Here is a 21,336-nt window from a genome sequence, read left to right as displayed (position 1 = left end):
CCGCGCGGAGGAAAAGTCGGGCCGGTCCCTCCGACCGGCCACCCGCTCGACCCGCGTTTGACCGGCCCGGCTGCGGCTAGACGCGCCGACGAACAGGAGGCGAGGCGATCACCGTGACGGCACCGGGCACCGACCGCGAGACCCGCCCGGCCCGTCACCGGACGGGACGGCGGGAGACCCCCGACGAACGGGCGGACCGGCGCTGGACCGACCTGCTCCAGGAGGTGCGGGTCGCCCAGACCGGCTCCCAAGTGTTGTTCGGGTTCCTGCTGAGCGTCGTCTTCATGCCGCGCTTCGCCCAGCTCGGCGGCTTCGACCGGGGACTGTACGTGGTCACCGTCGTCCTCGGGGCACTGGCGACCGGCTCGCTGGCGGCCCCGGTGGCCTACCACCGGATCTTCGCCGGCCACCGGCTGAAACCCGAGCTGGTGAACGCCGCGGCCAGGCTGGTGGACGTCGGCCTGCTGCTGCTCGCGCTGACCATCGGCTCCGCCCTGCTGCTCCTGCTGCGGACGGCCACCGGATCGGCGGTGGCGGGCTGGATCACCGCGGCGGTCATGTTCTGGTTCGTCTGCTGCTGGCTGCTGATCCCCATCCGGCACCTGCACCGGCACGACGACCGGTGCACCGGGCCGCCGGAGGACGATCCCGACCCCGGCTCCCGTCCGTCGGGTTTCGGCGGGGACGGTTCGGCCAGACGCCCACCATGAGGATCCTCAGCCGCTCCGAACCCCGCACCGTCGTCATCACCGGCGCGACCGCCGGGATCGGCCGGGCCTGCGTCCGCGCCTTCGCCACCGGGGGCGACCGGCTGGTGCTGGTCGCCCGGGGCCTGGCCGGACTGCGCGCCGCCTCGGCCGAGGCCCAGGCCGCCGGCTCGCCGGTGCGCACCGTGCTGGCCGACGTGGCCGACCCGCAGGCCTGCGAGGCCGTCGCCGCCCGTGCCGAGGCCGAGTTCGGGCCGATCGACGTCTGGGTCAACGACGCCTTCGCCTCGGTCTTCGCGCCCTTCACCGAGATCAGCCCGGCCGAGTTCCGCCGGGTCACCGACGTCACCTACCTCGGGTACGTCAACGCCACCCGCGCCGCGCTGCGCCGGATGCTGCCGCGCGACCACGGCACGATCGTGCAGGTCGGCTCGGCGATCGCCTACCGGGGCATCCCCCTGCAGACCGCCTACAGCGGCGCCAAGCACGCCATCCAGGGCTGGCACGAGGCCCTGCGCTGCGAACTGCTCGCCAGCGGAACGGCGGTACGGGTGACGATGGTCCAGATGCCCGCCGTCAACACCCCGCAGTTCGACTGGGTGCTCAACCGGCTGCGCGGCCGCGCCCGCCCCGTCGCACCCGTGTACCAGCCCGAACTCGCCGCCCGCGCCGTGCGGTTCGCCGCCGACCACCCCGGGCGGCGGGAGTACTGGGTGGGCGGCAGCACCGTCGGCACCCTGGTCGCCAACGCGCTCGCCCCCGGCCTGCTCGACCGCTACCTCGCGCGCACCGGCATCGACGCCCAGCAGGAGGACGGCCCCCGGCAGGCCGACGGCCTCGCCAACCTCTGGACACCGTCGGACACTTCCGACGACCACGGCGCCCACGGCCGCTTCGACGACGAGGCCCACGAGCGCAGCACCCAGCTGTGGGCCTCCCAGCACCACGGCCTGCTCGCCGTCGGCGGCGCCGTACTGCTCGGTGCGGCGGCGAGGGGGCTCGCACGCGGGGCACGGTCCGGGCCGCCGGAGCCGGGCTGACCTTCGAGCCGTGCTGACCTTCAAGGGGTGCCGGGCGTCGGCGCGCGGGTGGTCCGACGGGCCGCCCGGAGCACCCGGCCCGTCAGCGAGCCGTCCCCCCGCCCCGCCGCGGCTCGGCGGTGGTCCGGCGCCAGTCCAGGTACTGCTGGCGGACGTACTCGCGCGCGCCGTCGCCGTCGGCGGTGACGCGGTTGTGTTCGGTCAGCTCCCCGGCCGCTATCCGCGCCCGCACCACCTGGTGCGGCTCGGCGTCGCCACCCGCCAGGGCGATGCGGTCGGCCAGGGCGGCGGCGCGCAGCAGGTACTCGCGACGCTTGCGGGGCGGGCTCTTGACGGTGCTCCGGTGGGCGGCCAGGTCCTTCTCCTCCTCCGCGATGTCCGGGGCGTGTGCGTACGCCTCCCCCGCCGTGGGCACCGGCCCGTCCGGCACCTGCCGCACCGGCTCGGGCGGCAGCGGCGGCAGGCCGTAGGCGTGGAGCACGGCGTTCGCGAACTCCGGCTGGTCGACGGGCACTCCGTGCCGGCCGAAGACCGCGAACAGCTCGGCCAGGGCGCGCGGTTCGACGCCGCGTGGCCGGTCGTCCTCGGTGACGTCGATCCGGCCGAGCTGCGGGCCCCAGAACCGGCCCGGCGGATCCACCAGGCGCAGGCGCAGGGTCACGTGGTGGCCGCTGGTCTCGATCTCCTCGCCGAACTCCATGGCCAGGCCGCTGATCTCCGACCAGGCGTAGCGGCGCGCGACCAGCAGCCGGACCAGGGTGAGGCCCTGCTCGTCCTCCCGTAGCCGGAAGGTGTGCGGCACCCCGACGGCCGCCGCGCCACCGATCAGCACGCCGATCAGGGTGGCCGTCCCGGCGCCGGTGGCACCGGACAGGCCGAACGCGAGCATCGTCGCCACCGCCAGGACGCAGCCGATCCCGATGTTGCCTCCCCACTGCCGCATGAACGACAGCCGTACCGTTCGCATCCCGCCCCCTGATCGACCGTGCGTGTGCCTCCACGGTCCCGGGGATCACCGGGCCCGGGCAAGCGCCGACGGGGAGCTGTGACGGCCCCGTGACGAACCCGCCACACGGCGGCCGCCGAGCGCCCTACCGCCCGCGCAGCCGCCGGACGAGGTCGCGGGCGGCCTCCGGCCAGCTCGGGTGGTCGAAGGCGAAGCCCGCGTCGAGCAGGCGGGTCGGGACGACGCGGCGGCTCTTCAGCAGCAGCTCGGTGTCGGAGCGCAGCGCGAAGGCCCCCAGTTCGGCCATCCAGCGGGTGGCGGGCAGGGCCAACGGCATGCCCCAGGCGGTGCGCAGCTCGCGCATGAACTCGCGCTGGGGCAGCGGGTTCGGGGCGGCGAGGTTGACCGGACCGGTGAGGTCCTCGCGGGCGATCAGGAACTCGACGGCGCGGGCGAAGTCCCGCTCGTGGAGCCAGGAGACGTACTGGGCGCCACCCGCGACCGGCCCGCCGACGCCGAGCCGGGCCAGCCAGGAGAGCGCGTCGAGCGAGCCGCCGCGCTCGGGGCCGAGGACGGCGGCGGTGCGCAGCGCGACCCGGCGGGTGTGCGGGGTGTCGGCCTCGGCCAGGGTGCGCTCCCAGGCCCGGGCGACGTCGATGCTGTACCGCCAGGCGGCCGGGGCGTCGGGCTCGCTGCCGCCGATCAGGCCGTCCCGCTCGTCGTTGGGGGCGTCGTGGCGGTGGGCGTAGACGGTGGCGGTGCTCATCTGGAGCCAGCACGAGGGCGGGCGGCGGGCGGCTGCGACGGCCTCGCCGACGATCCGGGTCGACTGCACCCGGGAGTCCATCATCTCCTGCCGGTTCGCCTCGGTGTAGCGGCAGTTGACGCTGCGCCCGGCGAGGTTGAGCACGACGTCGGCGCCGTCGATCTCGGCCGCCCAGGCGCCGAGGGTCCGTCCGTCCCAGCCGACCTGCCGGGGTCCGGCGGGCCTGCGGCTGAGCACGACGACCTGGTGCCCGGCGGCGGTCAGGCGCCGGTCGAGCAGCGTCCCGAGCTCACCGGATCCACCGGGAATGACGACCTTCATGGGTTCCCCCTCTTGCCTCGGTTCCTCGGAACCCAGCGTAGCCCAGCGTTCTGAACGCGTTCAATTCTACGCCCCGATCCCCTCCGAATGTCGACCGTGATCGTCGGTCAGCAGAGGTGGACCTTGTGCCGAAGCACTCCGGTACCTACCGTCGCGATGTATCGGCTCGATACATCAAGCCGGAATCAGACTGTCGATCAGCGGGGGCTTCAGTGACGGGAATCAACGACGACACCCGGCAGCACCAGGACGACGCGCGTGGCCGGGCGGCCGCCGGCCAGGAGTCGGCGCAGGATGAACGGCGGCTGCACAGCTCGTCGTTCGGGAAGAAGCCGCGAGAGGTCACCACCCGACGGCGGCGACGGTGTGGGCGGAAACCCGGGCACCGGCCCGGGACGCCCCATCAGCGGTTGTCACGGCGGGGAACGCGCAGGGCCAGGACGGCGACGTCGTCGTCGTTGTCCGAGGGCCGGACGCGTTCGAGGAGCCGTTCGCAGAACGGTTCGAGCCGGTGGTGGGCGAGCGCCGCGGCGTGGCGGCGGAGCCGGTCGAGGCCGGGGTCGATGCCGTGGGCCCGGGACTCGATGAGGCCGTCGGTGTAGAGCAGGAGGGTGGAGCCGGGCGGTAGCCGGACGGAGGCGTTGCCGCGGGTGGCCGTGGTACCGGTGCCCAGGAGCAGGCTGTGCGGCGCCCGGAGGAAGTCGGCGCGGCCGTCGTGGGTGACGACCAGGGGCGGGGGGTGGCCCGCGTTGGTCCAGGTCCAGATCCAACCGCCCTCCGGGTGCGGAGTCAGGCGCCCCAGGACGAGGGTGGCCATCAGCCGGTCGGTGACGCGGCCCATGGCGTGGTCGAGCTGGTCGACCACGCCGCTGGGCGGCCCCTGGTGGGACCAGGCGAGGGCGCGGAGCATGTTGCGCAGCTGGGCCATGCCCGCGGCGGCCTCCAGGTCGTGGCCCACGACGTCGCCGATGACCAGGACAGTGGCGTCGCCGGGAAGGGTGAAGACGTCGTACCAGTCGCCGCCGACCTGGGAGGCGTCCGGCGCGGACAGGTAGCTGGCGTGCAGTTCGACTCCGGGCAGGTCGGGGAGGTGGGGCAGCAGGTGGCGCTGCATGGTCTCGGCGACCCGTCGCTGGCGTTGGTACAGGCGTGAGTTGGAGATCGCCACACCGGCCCGGCGGGTGATGTCCTCCAGCAGCGAGAGGTCGCGGGTGGCGAACCGCACCCGGCCGTCGCCGCGTCCCAGCGTGAGCGCGCCGAGGACCTCCTTGGCACCGCGGACGGGGGCGACGGCTGCCGAGCGCATGCCCGTGGCGGCGAACAGTTCGTGCTGGACGACGGCGATTCCGGAGTCGGGTCGGCCCTGGTAGACCTGCGGGCCGGCCAGGGAGGCGGCGGTGCCGCGCAGGGCGCGTGACAGCGGCATCGGGGACTGCGGTGACACCGCGGGTATCGGCCCTTCCAGCTCCGGGTGCCGGGCCGGGCGGCCGTCCCGGTGCTCGACCACACGGGTGCGCCAGATGTCGCCGGTGTCGTCGATGAGGTCGATCACCATCCAGTCGGCCAGGCGCGGCAGCACCAGGTCTGCCAGCCGGTCGACCATCTCCTCCTCGTTCATCGTCGACGTCAACGAGGTGGTGGTCTCGGCGAGCAGGGCGAGCCGCTCGAGTTCGGACAGCTGCCCGGGCTCGTCGGAGGCCGTGTCGGCCGGGCGGAGATGGAACAGCACCAGGGTCGCCGGACCGCCGGCCGTCCGGTAGGGGGTGGCGGTCCACCGCACCGGCACCAGCGCACCGTCACCGCACACGAACCACACGCTCGCGCCACTGCACGCGGCGCGGGACAGGATGGCGTCCATGAGCGGGCACTGCGCCCGCGGGAGCGTGCTGCCGTCCGGCTGGCGGTGCAGCAGCTCGTGGTGGTCGCGACCGACCACGTCCGCGCGGTCCATCCGCAGCAGCCCGAGGGCACGGTCGTTGACCGCGACGATCCGTCCGCTGTCCTCGACCACGTACCCGCCGAGGTCGCCGACCTCGGGCGCCGCGCCCGACGGCTCGGTCTGCCTCGGTTCCTGCCCTCGCATGAGACGCGCCCTTCGCCCATCGGATGGAGAGGATGGAAGGTGACACCAGTAGATCACGCGGTTGCCGCACGACCGATCCAGGCGCCGGTACGGCCGGCCGGTTCGAGGCGGTCGGCCGGGAAATCGGCTGGAAGTGCGGGTTGATGACGCCGACGACGGTCAGGCCGCGTACGTGCGCCTCGACCTTCTTGATGCCCGCCCTCTCCCCGAACGGGCTATCCCGCATGGTCGAGTCCCTCTCCGCGCGCAGATGGTGAAGCAGGGTGCGCGGCGCGACGCTTCCGTAGATGCGCCGAGCTTCGCCCGAGCCGTCACACCACCAGGTATCCGCACCTCTTCCCGGATTCCTGACGACGGGAGTAGGGAAATGCAGCAAAACCGGCTTCTGCTGTTCACCGACGACGTCCGGGACGAGGAGATCCGGTCCCGGCCGGCCACCGAGACGAGCGACACGATCCTCGGCGCGACCGCGGCGCAGCTCGACCAGGCGCACAGGTCTCCGGTGATCGCGAAGGTGATCACGGCCTACCGCGTCCGGTACGGAGCCGGGCGGTGACCGGCAGACCGCCCGTGCCGCTGACGGGACGGCGCGTGCTCGCCCTGGTCGACGGGGAGCACTACCCCGACGTGGTCCGGGAGACCCTGCGGATGTTGCCGTGCCGGATGGTGGGTGCCCTGCTCGCCGGCGGGACGGAGAAGCTGCGGCAGGCGCCGGACTTCGGCGTGCCGCTGATGACCGGGAGCCTGACGCAGGCGGTGTCCGCGTGCGGGGCCGACCTGGTCCTCGACCTGTCGGACGAGCCGGTGGTCGGCGGCCCGGAGCGGATGGCGTACGCGGCGCGCGCGATGGCCTGCGGCGTCCCGTACGTCGGGGCGGACTTCTGCTTCGAGCCCCCGCGGCTCGCGCCGTTCGCGCTGCCGTCCCTCGGCATCGCCGGCACCGGCAAACGGATCGGCAAGACCGCCGTCAGCGGGCACGTCGCGCGCCTGCTGGCCGGGCGGTGGAACGTGGTGGTCGTCGCCATGGGCCGCGGCGGCCCCGCGGATCCCGAGGTGGTCACCGCCGAACCGGGCCTCGCCGACCTGCTCGCCCGGTCCCGCACCGGCCACCATGCCGCCTCCGACTACATCGAGGACGCGGTCCTCGCCCACGTCCCCACGGTGGGGGCCCGGCGCTGCGGCGGCGGTTTCGCCGCCACCCCGTTCGCCTCCAACGTCGAAGCGGCGGCCGAACTGGCCGCGAAACTCGCACCCGACCTCGTCATTTTCGAGGGCAGCGGCACCATCCTGCCCCCGGTCGACGTACGCCGACGGATCCTGGTCGTCGGCGCCGACCAGGATCCCGACCGCGTCCTCGGCTACCTCGGCGCCTACCGGATCCTCGTCTCCGACCTGGTCGTCCTCACCCTGCCCGACCCCCACCTCGACACCAGCGCCGTACGCACCGCCATCCACCGGATCCGGGACGTACCGCTGATCGCCACCGCGCTGCGCCCGCGACCGGTCTCGGACGTGGCCGGGCATCGCGTGGCGTTCTTCACCACCGCCGCGCCGCACGTCCTGCCCGGGATGGTCGACCACCTGCGGACCAGGCACGAGGCCCGGGTCGTCCACGCCACGAGCGCCCTGGCGGACCGCAGGCGCCTGCGGGCAGAACTCGCGGACACGGAGGCGGACCTGTACCTGGTGGAGCTGAAGGCCGCCGCCGTCGACGTGGTCGCGGAACACGCCCAGCGGCGCGGCATCCCGGTCGTGTTCTGCGACACCGAGGTGACGCCGCTACCCGGGGAACCGGACTTGGACCAGGCCGTCCTCTCGCTGGCACGTCAGGCCCTCGGGTGAGCGGCGAGCGGTGGAACGTGCCGGTGCACACTGCTGCGCCGCCGGCCGGCACCGTGTGCCCCGGAACGTTCGAGGACGGGGAGGCGGAGGACCGGCACGCCTTCCGCTACGCCAACCCGGGCTGAGTTCAAGGGTCGTGGCGATCGCAGTGGTCATGACCCCCGTCGTGCCCGTCGCCGTCGTGCCCGTCGTGCCCGTGGTGCCCGTGGTGCTTGATCGCGGTGGTGTCGTTGGCGGTGTGGATGGTGGTGTCACCGCCTCCGGTGACGGTAGCCGTGTTGGTGACCTGCGCAGGGGCGTCGCAGGAGACGTCGACCTTCAGCGTGATCGGCGGGTAGTCGTGCCCGGCAGGCAGGACGTCGCTGCGGGTACAGGTGAGGGTGGCCAGAACGCAGTGCCATCCCTTCCCGGTGATCCGGTCGGCCCGAAGACCTGCGGGGAGGGTGTCGTGGACGGTGACCGTGGTGCCATCGGTCGGGCCGGCCGCTGCGGCGTTACCCACAGTGATGGTGTAGACGCCGTCCTCGCCCCGGACGAAGGCGTCCGCGTGACTCTTGGCGATGGTCAGGGAGGGGCCGAGTACCGTGAACGTGAGGCCGGTACTGCCGGTGGCGGCGGCGATGTCGGTGCCGCCGGGGTCAGTGGTGGCGCTGCCACTGGATTCGGTGAGGCCGGTGGCGGCGGTGTCGATCACCGGCACCGCGCGGCCGTCGACCTGGGCGACGGAGGCGCGCTGGACCGTGGCGGTCCAGACTGTGGCCAGGACGATCGCCAGGACGGCCGTCCCGGCCATCATGACCGCCCCCGTCTTGCGGACCCGTACCCTCAGCCACCGTCGAAACATGCCGCCCGTACCTCCCGGGCCGCGGCTTGTTTCAGCCCGCCCTCTCCCATGCCTGAACACCGACATCTCCGCTTCCAAACCGACGACAACAAGCCGTTACTGTTCGTGATCTGAATCTCACTCTGTACTTCGGTGAGTGGGCTCGCGAACACAACACGGTGGTGATCGCGGCGAGCACACGAGACCCGACGGACAACCCGACGAACACAGCGGGTGGGCCCGTGGTGCGCCGCAGAGCGCCGGCGAGGATGATGCCGGCGCGAAAGGAGCGGTGGCGCGCTCCATGACGGCCCTCATGCGTCACCCACGGAGCGGATCAGCCGGGTGCGGGGGCGGGGCTCGGTCGACGTGGTCACCGGCGGCGCCGGAGGAACTTGAAGAGCAGAAGGCACAGGGCGGCGACGAGGGCCGAAAGCCCGGCGACCACAGAGGAGGGGAAGGGCACTTGCTGGGCGGCCGACGCAACGACTGCTCCCGTGCTACCGGGAGTCGTCGGGAAGGTGACGGTGGCGCGCGTGGTGTGCTCGACCAGGCCGCTCCTGAGCGTGAGTTCCACGGTCGAGGGGCTGTCCGGCAGCTGTGCGTCCAACGGGACGACCACCTCCGCAGCGTCACCCGGAGCCAGGGTGGTGCCCGTCCTGGCCGGGAACGGTCCGGCGCGCAGTCCGCCCGAGCCGTCGAAGACGGAGAGTGCCCCGCCGATGTCCAGGGCGCGGCCCCCCGTGTTGTGGATCCGGGCGTGAACCTCCCCCCGCCCGTCGCGGGCTCGGGCCGGACGGAGCCACTCGATCTCGAAGTCCGAGGGTGGCTCACCACCGGGACCGACGTCGATGTACATGCGGACGCCCACCCGGCCCTGGAACGTCACATTGTGCGAGCGGTCCGTGGGGGTGTCCGTCTGCGCCCAGATGACGCCGTACCGCTCCCCGGCGGCGGCGTCCCCGGGCACCCGGATGGTGGTGCGCACCCGCACCGTTTCGGAGGCCGCCAGCTCGAGGTCCGCCGTGTCGAGTGACGTCCAGCCGGTCAGCTCGTTGGGGGTGCGCTCCGGCGCGAAGGTGAACTCACCCTTCGCGATGGTGGCCGCCGCGGCGTAGACGTTGACGTGCATCGGCGTGGACGACTCGTTGGTGACCTCCACCCGCCGCTCGATGGTCGAGCCGGGCGCGACGTGGTCGACGATGTAGGCGTGCGCCCTGGGATCCGCGCGGCGGCTTTCCGGAGCGTCGAGCAGCTTGATGCCGATGGTCTTCCCCGCTGCCGGATCCCGGGGGGAGGACAACCCGGGAGCCGCACGCCCCGCTGCCGGCACCACCCCGGCCGCCTGTACGAGGGCCAGCGCCAGCAGCAGAACCCCGCACCGGCGCGCCCCCTTCATTCCATCAGGCAACGGACTGGGTCAGCGTTCCGGTGTAGGTCCCGGAGACGGCGCTGGCGGGCACGTTGACGGAGATCGTCGGGTTCCAGGACGCGGTGTTGTCTCCGACACCGCTGGTCCCGGTGAGCACCGTCTGCGCGGTGTTGCTCAGCGTCACGTTCGTCGGAGTGACGGTGATGGTACCGGTCGTCGTCACCGCCCCGACCGTGTAGGTGGCGTCGGTGGCGGGTAGCGTCGACGCACCGTTCGTGAAGTCCGTCTCCGCCGCGGTCACCGTCCAGGAGGCCGAGGCGAGGGCGCGATCGTCGCTGACGGTACAGGGCCCGATCGGCGCGCTGACGACGGTGCCGGGCGCTCCCGAGCCGAGGTTGGCGCTGGCCGGCACCGACAGCGTCAAAGCGCCGGACGTGACGGTGAACGTGACTGTCGTGCTGGGGTCGGCCGCCGCGACGGCGAGGCCCGGCTGGACCGCGACGAGAGTCACGGCTGCGGCCGCGATGGACATGATTCGTGCAAGCACACTAGCTCCCGAAGTAGCTGCCCGCGAGCGGACACTGGCAGACGTCGCGTCAGGGAATCGGGCGCGGCCCTGTTCACGCAAGCCGACGCGCGCCACGCTCCGCCACACGAATGACCGCATTTCAGCCGGATCGAAGCCCAGCCCGTCTCGCCGCCACCCTCACGATCCATCGAATGGGGCCTGCGCGTCCCGCGCTGTCTCAGCCTGCGCGACGCCGCGTCCCACCCCGGCGCCATCGCGGCCCCCGACGATCTGAGTGGCGGACGGCGCCGACCGCCTGGTCACCGATCGCGGCGGTGGACGTGCCGACCGGCTCCGTCGCGTGAGGTTCGGCGTTCCCGCGGAACTCACTCCCGGCCGGGCCCGGGCCACCGCGTGCCCCGGGCAGGTTACTGGTCGTGCGCCTTCGGGCACGCCTGCCCGCCCCACGCGCGGGCCTTCGCGATACTGCCGCCACGGCCCGGGAACCCACCGGTCCCTCCGGCAGTCGACGAGCGAAGGGGGTTTCGGCCCGCCGCCGGCGGTTGGCCGAGCAGGCGACGAACGCAGCGCGGACCAGGAGAGCAGACGATGAAGGTTGCCGACTACCTTGGTCACCGTCCCCGAGCAGCTGCCGAACGTGCTGGACCGGGCCGTGCGGGTGGCCACCACCCGGCGCACGGTGACCGCGCTGGTCATTCCGGCCGACGTGCAGGAGCTCGACCAGGCCGACACCGGCCGCCGGACCGTGCACCTGGCCGAAGCCCTCGCACTCGACGACCCGGTGCCCGCCGACCGCCCCGAGAAGGCCGTCGCCCGCCCGCAGACCCACCCTGCGGCCGGACGGCTCCTGACCGCCACCATCGCTGGCGCCCTGACAGCCGTTGCCGCAAGGGCCTGCTGACCGCTCGCCACCGTCTGAGGAGGACGCCGTGAAGTCGCCGAAGCCACCCCATGCCCCCTGGGCCTCGCTGCACGATCGAATGCACCGCGAAACCGGCGCCTACGCCGGGGATGCCGACCGGCCGCTGGCCGCCTACGCCGGCCTGATGGGCGCCTACGCCGCCACCGTCGCGGGTCTGTCCCTCACGGCCCGGGCCACCGGCCGCGACCTGCCCGCTCCGCGCCCGTGGGACGTCGCGTTGAACGCCCTGGCGACCCATCAGCTGGGCCGCCTGATCGCCAAGGACCCGGTCACCAGCCCCCTTCGGGTACCGTTCACCCACTTCGAGGGCACCTCGGGGCCGGCTGAACTGGAAGAGGCGGTACGCGGCACCGGCGCCCGCAAGGCGATCGGCGAACTGCTCAGCTGCCCCTTCTGCACCGGCCTGTGGATCGCCACCGGCATCACCGCCGGAACCCTCTTCGCGCCCAAGGCCACGCGCCTGACCACCGCCACCCTGTCCGCGCTGGCCGCAGCCGACTTCCTGCAGTTCGCCCGCACGGCCCTCCAGCGCGCGGCCGGCGAGTCGTGAGCACCTCGACGCCCCCGACCGGCGAGGGCCTGCACGTGTGGTCCTCGACCTCCCCACCGACGCGCATGCTCGAGAGCCACGCCACCGCGAGTGCGGCGGCGCGACCCTAGGCCCGCGCGCCACCGCCCCCACCCCGGACCGGAGGGAAAGACCCGAGTGCCCAAGAACAGCGCACCGGACCCGCACGCGCTACGCGACTACGCCCTGCTCGCCGACGGCCACCGCGGCGCCCTGGTGGGCCCGCGCGGTGACATCGTGTGGATGTGCGCGCCCCGGTGGGACAGCGACGCCGTCCTCGCCGCCCTCATCGGCGGCCCCGGCTGGTTCAGCGTCACCCCCACCGGCAGCTTCGTGTGGGGCGGCTACTACGAGGCCGGCACCCTGATCTGGCGCAGCCGCTGGGTCACCACCGGCGGGATCGTGGAGTGCCGCGAGGCCCTCGCCTACCCCGGCCGCACGGACCGCGCCGTCCTGCTGCGCCAGATCACCGCCGTGGACGGCCCGGCCGAGGTGACGGTGAGCCTCCAGGTGGCGGCCGGCTTCGGCGAGCACCGGCTGCGGAAGGTCCGACGCGACGAGGACGGGTACTGGACAGCACGCGCCGCAGGCCTGCACCTGCGGCTGACCGGGCTGCCGGACGCGAAGAGCGAGGACTCCCGGCCGTGCCCCCGCCTCACGGCCCGGCTGCACCTGGAGCCCGGCGAGCGGCACGACCTCGTCCTGGAGATCTGCGAACGGCCGCTGGAGGAACCGCAGGAGCCCGCGCGGCTGTGGCGGGCGACCAAGGGTGCCTGGACGAAGGACGTCCCCGACCTGACCGGGGCGCTGGGCGGGCGGGACACGCGGCACGCGTACGCGGTGCTGCGCGGCCTGACCGGGCCGGCCGGCGGGACCGTGGCCGCGGCGACCACGAGCCTGCCGGAGCGGGCGGAGCAGGGCCGCAACTACGACTACCGGTACGTGTGGATCCGCGACCAGGCCTACGTCGGCCAGGCCGCGGCCGCCGCTGGCGCCGACGACCTGCTGGACGACTCGGTGCGCTTCGTCACCGCCCGCCTCCTCGAACACGGCCCGCGCCTCGCGCCCGCCTACACCGTCACCGGCGGTCCCGTCCCGGACCCGCGCACCCTGGACCTGCCCGGCTACCCCGGCGGGTTCGACGTCGTCGGCAATCGGGTCAACCGCCAGTTCCAGCTCGACGGCTTCGGCGAGAGCCTGCTGTTGCTCGCGGCTGCCGCCCGCCGGGACCGGCTCGACACCGACGGCCGGCGCGCCGCGCAGGTGGCCGCCGACGCCATCGCCACCCGCCACCGGGAGCAGGACGCCGGGATCTGGGAACTGGACTCCGACCGCTGGACCCACAGCCGGCTGACCTGCACGGCCGGACTGCGCGCCCTCGCCGGCGTCGAGCCCGCGTCCGGCAGCGGCCGGGCTGCGAACTGGGAGGCGCTGGCCGACCGGATCGTCGCCGAGGCCGACCGCGACTGCCTGCACCCCACCGGTCGCTGGCAGCGCTCGCCGTCCAGGACGGGCGTGGACGCCGCCCTGCTCCTGCCCGCGCTCCGCGGCGCGATCCCGGCCGACGACCCCCGCACCCGCGCCACTCTGGACGCCGTCCTGGCCGACTTGTGCGAGGACCACTACTGCTACCGCTTCCGGCACGACAGCCGGCCCCTTCGGGACGCGGAGGGAGCGTTTCTGCTGTGCGGGTTCCTCGTCGCCCTCGCCCACCACCAGCAGGGCAACGAGAAGGAGGCGCTGCGCTGGTTCGAACGCAACCGCGCCGCCTGCGGACCGCCGGGCCTGTACGCGGAGGAGTTCGACGTCGCCCAGCGCCAGCTGCGCGGCAACCTCCCCCAGTCCTTCGTCCACGCCCTCATGATCGAGACCGCCGCCCGCCTGACGCCCCACGCCTGAGCGTCCACCCGGAGTCCGCCGATCCCCACGGCCACGCCATCGCGGTGGCCGGGGCACGGGGGTGGTCGGGCGGGTGAGGGCGGCTTCGGCACCGGGGCCGTGCGGCTTCGCATCGAGGCCGCGGGGCAGACGGGCACCGTCCGTGCCGCCACCCGGTGGGGTGGCGGCACGGGTTCGTCGTCTCGGGTCCCGCCGGGTCAGCCGGTCGGGAACACGGCCTTCTGGACGTCGCTGGGGTTGTCGAACTCGCCGGACGGCAGGTGCTCCAGCTCATCCATGATCATCTGCTCCGCGCCGTTGTCCTGGGCGCAGCGCACCAGCTCGTCACGGCTGGAAGGGTAGTGGGCGCCCTTGAGCGCCTTCTGCAGTTCGACGGGGCTGATCTCGGTCATGGGAGCCTCCAGGACGGTCGGTGCCTTCCTTCCGACGCATCCGTGTGCCCGAAAAGCGGCGTTCCATGCACTGTGCCGGGGCGCGGGCGAGCTACGGGGCCCGGGCGGGTCGGCGCAGGAGCAGGACCAGCACCGCGGCGGCCACCACCGCGGCCGTGACCAGCCCGGCGGAGGCCAGCGCGCCCCGGGCGCCCCTGACCCATTCCGGCTCCCTCCGTCTCGGCCGCACTCGAACGGTCGTATCCGTCGGCGCCGCCGTTCCGAGCGGCGCCGCAACACCGCCGGCGTGAGCCATCGGCCCGCCGCCCGCGGCAGCGGCTGGTGCCGTCGCGCCGGCCGGGAGACCCCGGCCGGAACGGTCGGTGACAGCTTCGGCGCCCGCCCGGGTCGCGGTTCCCCAGGGGAGCCGTGAAGCTCTGGCAGAGGCCGCAGCTGTCATCCGACCGGCAGCGCACAGAGACCCGGTCTCCCGAGCAAAGGCGTGGAACCATGCGTGTCCTCGGCATCGACGCCGTCTTCCACGACCCCGCCGCCGCCCTTCTCGTCGACGGCACCACCGGCGCGGCGGCCGGGGAAGAGCGGTTCAGCCGCCGCAAGCGCGGCAAGCGGCCGCTACCTTCCTCCGCCCGGGAGCCGGAGGAGTCCGAGCTGCTGACCGGCCTGCCGGTGGTGGTCGACACCAGCCTCGACACGGCGGGCCGCCCGATGGCCGACGACATCCGGGACGCGCCGGAGTGCTTCGGGTCCTCACCCGTGGACCTCCTGGCTCCGGGGCCCTCCGCGGTCCGGCGCGAGGCGTTGTTCGCGGCGGGCGGCAAGGGGGCGCGGCGGTGAACCGGATCGACTACGCGGTGGTCGTCCCGACCCTGGGGCGTCCGTCCCTGACCACCTGCCTGGCCGCGCTGGCCGCCGGCGCGGGACCGCTGCCGGCCCGCGTCGTGCTGGTGGACGACCGCCCGCTGAGCGACTGCCGGCCGCTGCCGGTCGAGGTGCCCGCCGCCCTCCGGGACCGGCTGGCCGTCGTGCCGGGCTGCGGCAACGGCCCGGCCGCCGCGCGCAACGCGGGGTGGCGCAACGCCCCGGAGCCGTGGATCGCGTTCCTGGACGACGACACCGTGCCCGGTCCGACCTGGGCCTCCGACCTGGTCGCCGACCTCTGCGCGGCGGATCCGCGGACGGCCGGCGTGCAGGGGCGGATCGTGGTCCCCGCCCCGGCCGGCCGACGACCGACGGACTGGGAGCGCACCACCGCGGGCCTGGCCACCGCCCGCTGGATCACCGCCGACATGGCCCTCCGCCGGGCGGCGCTGGCCGAGGTCGGTGGGTTCGACGAGCGGTTCCGCCGGGCGTTCCGGGAGGACGCGGACCTCGCGCTCCGGCTGCTCGACCGGGGCTGGCGGCTCACCACCGGGCAGCGGACCACCACCCATCCGGTGCGACCCGCCGACCCTTGGGTCTCACTGCGCCTCCAGGCCGGCAACGCCGACGACGTGCTGATGACCCGTCTGCACGGCCGCGACTGGTGGCAGCGGGCCGAGGCCGCCCGCGGCCGGCTGCCCCGGCACCTGGCGGTGACCGCGGCGGCGGCCGCCGCGGTCACCGCCGGACTCGCCCGGCGTCCCAAGGCCGCCGGCCTGCTCGCCGCCGCCTGGCTGCTGGGCACCGCGGAGTTCGCCACCGCCCGCATCGCGCCCGGCCCGCGCACCGGCGCCGAGGTCCGCGCGATGCTCGCCACCAGCGCGCTGATCCCGCCCGCCGCCGTCTGGCACTGGGCCCGCGGCTCACTGCGCCACCGACACGTGCCGGCCTGGACCAGTGCCGCCGGCGGCGCCCGCGCGACGCCCTGCGGCCCGCTGCCGGACCCTCCGCCCGTACCGCTCGCCCCGCGCTCCACCGCCCCCGATAGCACCGGATGACCTTCCGGGCGGCCTTGACGGCCGGCCCCCGCAATCCGCCGGCGCACCGTCGGCCCGGCCGCGGGCCCGTTCCGGCAGCGTGCAGGACCGGTCCCGCGGCACCGAGGAGAAGGTGACACCGTGAACATCCTGCTCTGGCACGTGCACGGCTCGTGGACCACCGCATTCGTGCAGGGGCCGCACACGTACCTGGTACCCGCCACCGCCGACCGCGGGCCGGACGGCCTCGGCCGCGCCCGAACCGTCGACTGGCCGGCGTCCGGCGTGGAGCTGCCACCCGAGCGGTTCCGCGAGGCACCGATCGACCCGGTGGTGCCGCAGCGTCCGCACGAGGAGGAGCCGGCCGCACGCTGGACCGGGCGCCGTCCGGGCCGCGACATGCCTGCGGTGTACCTCGAACACAACTGCCCGCCCGGGGACGTGCCGGACACCCGGCACCCGGTGGCCGACCGGGACGACCTGACGCTCGTCCACGTCACCGGGTCCGACCGGCTCTTCCGGGACCGCGGACGGACCCCGACCCCGGTGATCGAACACGGGATCGCGGCCCCGGGCCACGGCTCGGTACTGGAGGCGCTGCGGCACCTGCCGGAGCGGACGTCCACCGCGGCCGGGCGGGGCGAGCCGTGACGGCGGCGGGGAGCCGGGTCGGCCTGGTCATCATCACCCGTGACCGCCGCGACCGCCTGCTCCACACCCTCGACCGGCTCACCGCCCTGCCCGAGCGGCCGAGGATCGTCGTCCTGGACAACGCCTCCCGGGACGGCACGGCCGCGGCCGTGCGCGGGCGGCACCCCGGGATCACCGTCGGGCGGCTGCGCCACAACCTGGGCGCGGTGGCGCGCAACCTCGGCGTGGCCCGGCTCGACACCCCCTACGTCGCGTTCAGCGACGACGACTCCTGGTGGCGCCCCGGGGCGCTGGCCGCCGCGGAGTCCCTCTTCGACCGCCATCCGCGGCTGGGCCTGCTCGCGGCGGCCACCGAGGTGGGCCCGTCCGCGCAGCGCGATCCGATCGACCGGTTGCTGGCCGCCTCCCCGCTCGGCACCGGGGCCGACCTGCCGGGCCCTTCGGTCCTCGGGTTCCTCGCCTGCGCCAGCGTGGTGCGTCGACGTGCGTTCCTGGGCGTCGGCGGGTTCCACCGGCTACTCCACTTCGGCGGTGAGGAGACGCTGCTGGCCTTGGACCTGACCGCGGCCGGCTGGGGCGTCGCACACTGCCCGCAGGTGGTGGCTCACCACGAGCCCGGCGACGACCCCCGCCCGGGCCGGAACGCCCGGGTGCGCCGCAACGACCTGCTGACCTGCTGGTTGCGCCGGCCTTGGCCGCATGTGATCAGGGAGACCCATGCGCTGGTCAGGGCAGCCGGGGGTGACCGCCAAGCGGCCAGCGCGCTGCTGTCGGCCCTGCCCCGGCTGCCGGCGGCCGCGCTGCAGCGCCGGGCGCTGCCGCCGGAGCTGGAGGAGGCCCTCCTGCTCCTGGGCGGCGGGACGACCCGAACGGAGCCGGACCGGTGACGGCGCCCGCCGCCCGGATCGGCGTCGTGGTGATCACCCACAACCGCCGCGACGAGGTGCTGCACACGCTGGCCCGGCTGTCCGCGCTCCCGGAGCGGCCGCCGGTGGTCGTGGTCGACAACGGCTCGGCGGACGGCACCGCCGGGGCCGTGCTCGACCGGTTCCCCGGGGTGCGGCTGCTCCAGCCGGGCCGCAACCTCGGGGCCTGCGGCCGCAACCTCGCCGCCCGCACAGCCGACTGGCGGTACCTGGCGTTCTGCGACGACGACACCTGGTGGGAACCGGGGGCGCTGGGTCGGGCCGCGGACCTGCTCGACGCCCGTCCGTCGGTCGCCACGGTGACCGCGCGGATCGTCGTGGACCTCCCGGGCCGGCCCCTGGTCGAGGACCCGATCGTGGCGGAACTGCGCGACTCGCCGGTTCCCGGGCCGCCCGGCCTGCACCGGCCGGTGCTCGCCTCGTTCCTGGCCGGCGCGACGGTGGTCCGGGCCACCGCCTTCCGGGCGGCGGGCGGCTTCTCGCCACGCCTGTGGCTCGGCGGCGAGGAGGAGCTGCTGGCCGCCGATCTCGCCGCGGCCGGCTGGTGGCTGGTGTACGCGGACGAGCTGACCGTCCACCACCGCCCCTCCGCGGCCCGGGACGCAACCCTGCGGCGGCGCCACGGCATCCGCAACACGCTGTGGTTCAGCTGGTTACGGCGACCGGCCGGGCGGGCGCTGCTGCGCACCGCGCGACTGGCGTGCACCGTGCCGCGGGACGCCGTCTCGGTCCGCGCCTTCGCCGACGCCGCCGCCGGACTGCCCTGGGTGCTCCGCGAGCGCCGTCTGCTGCCGGACCGGGTCGAGCACGGGCTGCGACTGTTGGAGGGCCCGCAGCGCGCCTCGCGGGCACGGCGCTACGTCGGCTGAGACCGGCCGGCAGACGGGCGCCCGGCCGCGGAGCGTCCGCCGGTCAGGTCCGCGGCGCCCCGAGGCGGCGCGGTGGCTCCGGCCGGCGGCCTCCCAGCCTGCGCCGTCCAGCGTGCCCCGGGCGTCGATCCCACACGGCACCCGCCTCCGCCCGCGGAGCACAGCCGGGTCCTGCGACCGGAGGGTCGACCGCCAGAGCCGGAACCCCCGCCTCCAGAGTCAGGACGAGGCCGTGCAGCCGGGTGATGAGGACGACGTCGAGCCGGCTCAGTTGCGCGCGGAGCTGGGCCGGGGTCGCGGGCAGGCGCCAGTCCTCGCTCGACAGCCGGGTGTCGAGCTCGATCCGGGCCCCGTCCAGCCCGCGCAGCCAGGCGCCGAGCGAGTCGGCCAGTTCCTAAAGCTGAACCAGCCAGTGAGCAGGACCCGCCGTACGCGAGGCCATGCCCCGAGGGTCTGGGTGGGCGGCTTCGAGGAGGGGCCGCATGCGGGCCAGGAGCTTCTCACCCACGGCGTCATCCTATGGACGACAGGCGCCACTTGTCATTGGGTGGACGACGTGCTACAACAAATATCAGGTGAAGCGCACTGGCACCCATCGATCCGTGGAGGTGTTCCGCGATGCTGATGCGCACTGACCCGTTCCGCGAACTGGACCGGCTGACCCAGCAGTTCCTCAACACGACCGGCACCTGGTCGCGGCCGACCCCGATGCCGCTGGACGCCTACCGCGCCGGCGACGAGTACGTGATCTGCTTCGACCTGCCCGGGGTGGACCCGGAGGCGATCGACATCGACGTCGAGCGGAACATGCTGACCGTCAAGGCCGAGCGCCGCCCCCGCCACGAGGGCGAGAGCGTGAAATGGGAGCTCACGGAGCGCCCCCTCGGCGTGTTCTCCCGGCAGGTCATGCTCTCCGACACCCTCGACCCCGAAGGGATCACCGCCGACTACGACGCCGGCGTGCTGACGCTCAAGATCCCGGTCGCCCAGAAGGCCAAGCCCCGCAAGATCGCCATCGGCCACAGCGGGGAACGCAAGGAGATCCAGACCTGATCGACAGCACCCGGACCGTCCCGTGCCGCTCCTGAACTCCCCCCGAGGGTCGGCACGGGACCTTCTCCTCCGGGACCGGACCCGGTCGCGGCGTACGGTGGGGATATGGGCGGCCAGAAGCGCCGGTGTGCGTCCGTAGCCCCGCCTCCCCCGTGCGAGGTGTGCGGGCGCGAACAGGTCTGGCTGCCCGGTGAGGTGAGCGTGATCAACGGGCGCGCGGCCCGCGCCTGGACGGCCGGGCACCTCTCCGAGGGCCGTGGGCGGTGTTCGGGCGCCCGCGCAGGCGAGGAGGCGGTGGCCATGCCCGTTCACCAGCGCTACGCGGTGACCCTGCCCGGACCGGTCGGCGCGCACGGCCGCCCCCTGGTGCTCCTGGTGCACCTGAGCAACGATGTCGCTCCGGGAGGAGGCCACGTCTGGACGGACGCCGCGGGTCAGTGGCGGCTGCGGATCGAAGACGAGGTAGCGACCGTGCTGTCCGCGCCCGCGGAATACGTCGGCCACCACCCCTGCTTGCACGCCGTCCCGATGCCCTGAACCTGCCGGAACAGCGCCGTCAGCGCCGCCGTCCCTCCTCCAGCAGCCGGACGGAAGGTCTTGCCGGCGCCTGGCGCGGCGCCCAGGTACACCTTGCACCGGCCGCGGGCGGGGCCGAACCCGGTCGGCGGGCCGGATGTGGTCCGATGGCCCACCGCATGGCCTCGCTTCGGGGCCCGCCGGTCAATCGATCCGGGCGAGGGCGAGGTTGAGGGTGACGACGTTCACCCGCTGCTGCCCCAGGAAGACCAAGGTGCGGTCCTGCCGGTGCTCGTCCACCAGCCGGCGGACCAGTTCCGGTGCCAGGCCGCGGGCCCGGGCGACACGGTTGACCTGCTCCTCGGCGTAGGCCGGGGAGATGTGGGGGTCGAGGCCCGACCCACTGGCCGTGACCGCGTCCGGCGGGACCAGCTCCGGGTCGACGCCGTCGAACGCGGCGACAGCGGCGCGGCGGTCCTCGACGGCCTTCAGCAGGACGCCGCTGTTCGGGCCGAGGTTGGAGGCGCCCGAGGCGCTCGGGTCGTAGCCGGTGCCCGCCGCCGACGGGCGGGGCTGGAACCACCTGGGGTCCGGTTGCGGCTGCTCCTTCGGGTCGTTCGGGTTCCGCTTCGGCAGGTCGAAGGCCTGGCCGAGCAGGGCGGAGCCGACCGCCTGCCCGTTCAGCCGGACCTTCGAGCCGTTGGCCTGGTGGGAGAGGGCGAGCTGGGCGAACCCCGTCAGCAGCAGCGGGTACGCCAGACCGCAGAGCACGGTGAAGACCAGCAGCAGGCGCAGGGCCGTCGCGTGGAGCCGGAGCCACGTCCTCATGGGAACTCTCCTTCACGGCCGCCCGTCGGACCGTGTCCGACGGGCACGGCTAGTAGAGGAACTGGGTGACCAGGTCGATGAGTTTGATGCCGACGAACGGCAGGACCAGACCGCCCGCGCCGTAGAGGGCGAGGTTGCGGCGCAGCAGGGCGGAGGCCGAGGAGGGCCGGTAGCGCACGCCGCGCAGGGCGAGCGGGATCAGGCCGATGATGATCAGGGCGTTGAAGACGATCGCCGAGGTGATCGCGGACTGGGGGCTGTGCAGGCCCATGATGTTGAGGTGGCTCAGGCCGGGGTAGACCCCGGCGAACATCGCGGGGATGATCGCGAAGTACTTGGCCACGTCGTTGGCGATCGAGAAGGTGGTCAGCGCGCCGCGGGTGATCAG

21 protein-coding genes and 3 pseudogenes are annotated in these 21,336 nt (G+C 74.2%); 14 read left to right on the top strand and 10 right to left on the bottom strand.

The window, feature by feature from the left end:
* The first annotated feature begins 113 nt into the window (after window positions 1-113).
* Both ACWDBE_RS36480 and ACWDBE_RS36475 read left to right on the top strand, forming a co-directional pair.
* Window positions 114-710: a DUF6328 family protein gene (locus ACWDBE_RS36480; protein WP_449810107.1), complete on the top strand. Its 597-nt coding sequence runs from the start codon at window positions 114-116 to the stop codon at window positions 708-710.
* Window positions 707-1,747, top strand: a complete 1,041-nt coding sequence (locus ACWDBE_RS36475; protein ID WP_449810106.1) for an SDR family oxidoreductase — start codon at window positions 707-709, stop codon at window positions 1,745-1,747. Before ACWDBE_RS36480 ends, ACWDBE_RS36475 begins: the two co-directional genes overlap by 4 nt.
* A gap of 82 nt (window positions 1,748-1,829) precedes the next feature.
* Here ACWDBE_RS36475 and ACWDBE_RS36470 read toward each other — a convergent pair whose 3' ends face one another.
* The 3 genes from ACWDBE_RS36470 to ACWDBE_RS36460 form a co-directional block, all read right to left on the bottom strand.
* Entirely contained in the window at window positions 1,830-2,714 is an 885-nt protein-coding gene (locus ACWDBE_RS36470; RefSeq protein WP_449810105.1) for a hypothetical protein, read from the bottom strand.
* 124 nt (window positions 2,715-2,838) lie between these two features.
* Window positions 2,839-3,780, bottom strand: coding sequence for a TIGR01777 family oxidoreductase (locus tag ACWDBE_RS36465; protein ID WP_449810104.1), 942 nt, complete (start codon window positions 3,778-3,780; stop codon window positions 2,839-2,841).
* Window positions 3,781-4,183: 403 nt separating this feature from the next.
* Window positions 4,184-5,863 (bottom strand): SpoIIE family protein phosphatase, encoded by a 1,680-nt coding sequence (locus tag ACWDBE_RS36460; RefSeq protein WP_449810103.1) that lies wholly within the window; start codon window positions 5,861-5,863, stop codon window positions 4,184-4,186.
* Window positions 5,864-6,230: 367 nt separating this feature from the next.
* On the opposite strand from ACWDBE_RS36460, the gene ACWDBE_RS36455 reads away from it, so the two are divergent.
* Both ACWDBE_RS36455 and ACWDBE_RS36450 read left to right on the top strand, forming a co-directional pair.
* On the top strand, window positions 6,231-6,419 hold the full coding sequence (locus ACWDBE_RS36455) for a hypothetical protein (protein WP_449810101.1): 189 nt from the start codon (window positions 6,231-6,233) through the stop codon (window positions 6,417-6,419).
* Window positions 6,416-7,705, top strand: a complete 1,290-nt coding sequence (locus tag ACWDBE_RS36450; RefSeq protein WP_449810100.1) for a hypothetical protein — start codon at window positions 6,416-6,418, stop codon at window positions 7,703-7,705. Before ACWDBE_RS36455 ends, ACWDBE_RS36450 begins: the two co-directional genes overlap by 4 nt.
* A 127-nt stretch (window positions 7,706-7,832) precedes the next feature.
* On the opposite strand, the gene ACWDBE_RS36445 is transcribed toward ACWDBE_RS36450, so the two are convergent.
* The 3 genes from ACWDBE_RS36445 to ACWDBE_RS36435 all read right to left on the bottom strand — a co-directional run bounded on the left by ACWDBE_RS36445 (window position 7,833) and on the right by ACWDBE_RS36435 (window position 10,432).
* On the bottom strand, window positions 7,833-8,549 hold the full coding sequence (locus tag ACWDBE_RS36445) for a hypothetical protein (RefSeq protein WP_449810099.1): 717 nt from the start codon (window positions 8,547-8,549) through the stop codon (window positions 7,833-7,835).
* A 352-nt stretch (window positions 8,550-8,901) separates the two neighbouring features.
* Entirely contained in the window at window positions 8,902-9,927 is a 1,026-nt protein-coding gene (locus tag ACWDBE_RS36440) for a COG1470 family protein (protein ID WP_449810098.1), read from the bottom strand.
* 4 nt (window positions 9,928-9,931) lie between these two features.
* A complete protein-coding gene (locus ACWDBE_RS36435; RefSeq protein ID WP_449810097.1) occupies window positions 9,932-10,432 on the bottom strand; it encodes a hypothetical protein in 501 nt (166 codons plus the stop codon).
* 604 nt (window positions 10,433-11,036) lie between these two features.
* On the opposite strand from ACWDBE_RS36435, the gene ACWDBE_RS36430 reads away from it, so the two are divergent.
* From ACWDBE_RS36430 to ACWDBE_RS36420, 3 genes are all read left to right on the top strand, one after another.
* Complete coding sequence (locus tag ACWDBE_RS36430) at window positions 11,037-11,330, top strand: hypothetical protein (protein ID WP_449810096.1); 294 nt, start codon at window positions 11,037-11,039, stop codon at window positions 11,328-11,330.
* 28 nt (window positions 11,331-11,358) lie between these two features.
* Window positions 11,359-11,901 carry a DUF1360 domain-containing protein gene (locus tag ACWDBE_RS36425; RefSeq protein WP_449810095.1) on the top strand — a complete coding sequence of 181 codons (543 nt, stop codon included), beginning with the start codon at window positions 11,359-11,361 and terminating at the stop codon, window positions 11,899-11,901.
* A gap of 156 nt (window positions 11,902-12,057) precedes the next feature.
* A complete protein-coding gene (locus tag ACWDBE_RS36420) occupies window positions 12,058-13,818 on the top strand; it encodes a glycoside hydrolase family 15 protein (RefSeq protein ID WP_449810094.1) in 1,761 nt (586 codons plus the stop codon).
* 197 nt (window positions 13,819-14,015) lie between these two features.
* Here the strand turns inward: ACWDBE_RS36420 and ACWDBE_RS36415 are convergent, their stop codons facing one another.
* Together ACWDBE_RS36415 and ACWDBE_RS36410 are read right to left on the bottom strand one after the other, a co-directional pair.
* The gene (locus ACWDBE_RS36415; RefSeq protein ID WP_449810093.1) at window positions 14,016-14,210 is read right to left on the bottom strand and encodes a DUF2795 domain-containing protein; all 195 of its coding nucleotides are present in this window, start codon (window positions 14,208-14,210) and stop codon (window positions 14,016-14,018) included.
* Between the two features lie 91 nt (window positions 14,211-14,301).
* Entirely contained in the window at window positions 14,302-14,439 is a 138-nt protein-coding gene (locus ACWDBE_RS36410; RefSeq protein ID WP_449810092.1) for a hypothetical protein, read from the bottom strand.
* A gap of 386 nt (window positions 14,440-14,825) precedes the next feature.
* Here ACWDBE_RS36410 and ACWDBE_RS36405 point away from each other — a divergent pair.
* From ACWDBE_RS36405 to ACWDBE_RS36375, 7 genes and pseudogenes are all read left to right on the top strand, one after another.
* Window positions 14,826-15,044: pseudogene (locus ACWDBE_RS36405) on the top strand (carbamoyltransferase C-terminal domain-containing protein); the annotation flags it as partial.
* Window positions 15,041-16,126: a glycosyltransferase family 2 protein gene (locus ACWDBE_RS36400; RefSeq protein WP_449810091.1), complete on the top strand. Its 1,086-nt coding sequence runs from the start codon at window positions 15,041-15,043 to the stop codon at window positions 16,124-16,126. The pseudogene ACWDBE_RS36405 and the gene ACWDBE_RS36400, both read left to right, overlap by 4 nt.
* A 120-nt stretch (window positions 16,127-16,246) precedes the next feature.
* A pseudogene (locus ACWDBE_RS36395) lies at window positions 16,247-16,684 on the top strand (glycosyltransferase family 1 protein); the annotation flags it as partial.
* A gap of 68 nt (window positions 16,685-16,752) precedes the next feature.
* Window positions 16,753-17,643, top strand: a complete 891-nt coding sequence (locus ACWDBE_RS36390) for a glycosyltransferase family 2 protein (RefSeq protein ID WP_449810090.1) — start codon at window positions 16,753-16,755, stop codon at window positions 17,641-17,643.
* The gene (locus ACWDBE_RS36385) at window positions 17,640-18,551 is read left to right on the top strand and encodes a glycosyltransferase family 2 protein (protein WP_449810089.1); all 912 of its coding nucleotides are present in this window, start codon (window positions 17,640-17,642) and stop codon (window positions 18,549-18,551) included. The genes ACWDBE_RS36390 and ACWDBE_RS36385 overlap by 4 nt, the downstream gene beginning before the upstream one ends.
* Before the next feature lie 618 nt (window positions 18,552-19,169).
* Window positions 19,170-19,604, top strand: a complete 435-nt coding sequence (locus tag ACWDBE_RS36380) for an Hsp20/alpha crystallin family protein (protein WP_449810088.1) — start codon at window positions 19,170-19,172, stop codon at window positions 19,602-19,604.
* Window positions 19,605-19,904: 300 nt separating this feature from the next.
* Entirely contained in the window at window positions 19,905-20,141 is a 237-nt protein-coding gene (locus tag ACWDBE_RS36375; protein WP_449810087.1) for a DUF6296 family protein, read from the top strand.
* 183 nt (window positions 20,142-20,324) lie between these two features.
* Here the strand turns inward: ACWDBE_RS36375 and kdpC are convergent, their stop codons facing one another.
* Together kdpC and ACWDBE_RS36365 are read right to left on the bottom strand one after the other, a co-directional pair.
* Window positions 20,325-20,948 (bottom strand): K(+)-transporting ATPase subunit C, encoded by a 624-nt coding sequence (gene kdpC / locus ACWDBE_RS36370; RefSeq protein ID WP_449810086.1) that lies wholly within the window; start codon window positions 20,946-20,948, stop codon window positions 20,325-20,327.
* Window positions 20,949-20,997: 49 nt separating this feature from the next.
* A pseudogene (locus ACWDBE_RS36365) lies at window positions 20,998-21,336 on the bottom strand (potassium-transporting ATPase subunit B); the annotation flags it as partial.

The organism is Kitasatospora sp. NPDC001132 (assembly GCF_053598415.1).
This window is presented reverse-complemented; position numbering and strand designations above follow the sequence as displayed.

What these genes read in the sequence shown, in the direction of transcription:
- ACWDBE_RS36475 (WP_449810106.1), top strand. Translation starts at nt 707, where the DNA reads ATGAGGATCCTCAGCCGCTCCGAACCCCGCACCGTCGTCATCACCGGC.
- ACWDBE_RS36470 (WP_449810105.1), bottom strand. Translation starts at nt 2,714, where the DNA reads ATGCGAACGGTACGGCTGTCGTTCATGCGGCAGTGGGGAGGCAACATC.
- ACWDBE_RS36465 (WP_449810104.1), bottom strand. Translation starts at nt 3,780, where the DNA reads ATGAAGGTCGTCATTCCCGGTGGATCCGGTGAGCTCGGGACGCTGCTC.
- ACWDBE_RS36460 (WP_449810103.1), bottom strand. Translation starts at nt 5,863, where the DNA reads ATGCGAGGGCAGGAACCGAGGCAGACCGAGCCGTCGGGCGCGGCGCCC.
- ACWDBE_RS36455 (WP_449810101.1), top strand. Translation starts at nt 6,231, where the DNA reads ATGCAGCAAAACCGGCTTCTGCTGTTCACCGACGACGTCCGGGACGAG.
- ACWDBE_RS36445 (WP_449810099.1), bottom strand. Translation starts at nt 8,549, where the DNA reads ATGTTTCGACGGTGGCTGAGGGTACGGGTCCGCAAGACGGGGGCGGTC.
- ACWDBE_RS36440 (WP_449810098.1), bottom strand. Translation starts at nt 9,927, where the DNA reads ATGAAGGGGGCGCGCCGGTGCGGGGTTCTGCTGCTGGCGCTGGCCCTC.
- ACWDBE_RS36435 (WP_449810097.1), bottom strand. Translation starts at nt 10,432, where the DNA reads ATGTCCATCGCGGCCGCAGCCGTGACTCTCGTCGCGGTCCAGCCGGGC.
- ACWDBE_RS36415 (WP_449810093.1), bottom strand. Translation starts at nt 14,210, where the DNA reads ATGACCGAGATCAGCCCCGTCGAACTGCAGAAGGCGCTCAAGGGCGCC.
- ACWDBE_RS36380 (WP_449810088.1), top strand. Translation starts at nt 19,170, where the DNA reads ATGCTGATGCGCACTGACCCGTTCCGCGAACTGGACCGGCTGACCCAG.
- ACWDBE_RS36375 (WP_449810087.1), top strand. Translation starts at nt 19,905, where the DNA reads ATGCCCGTTCACCAGCGCTACGCGGTGACCCTGCCCGGACCGGTCGGC.
- kdpC (WP_449810086.1), bottom strand. Translation starts at nt 20,948, where the DNA reads ATGAGGACGTGGCTCCGGCTCCACGCGACGGCCCTGCGCCTGCTGCTG.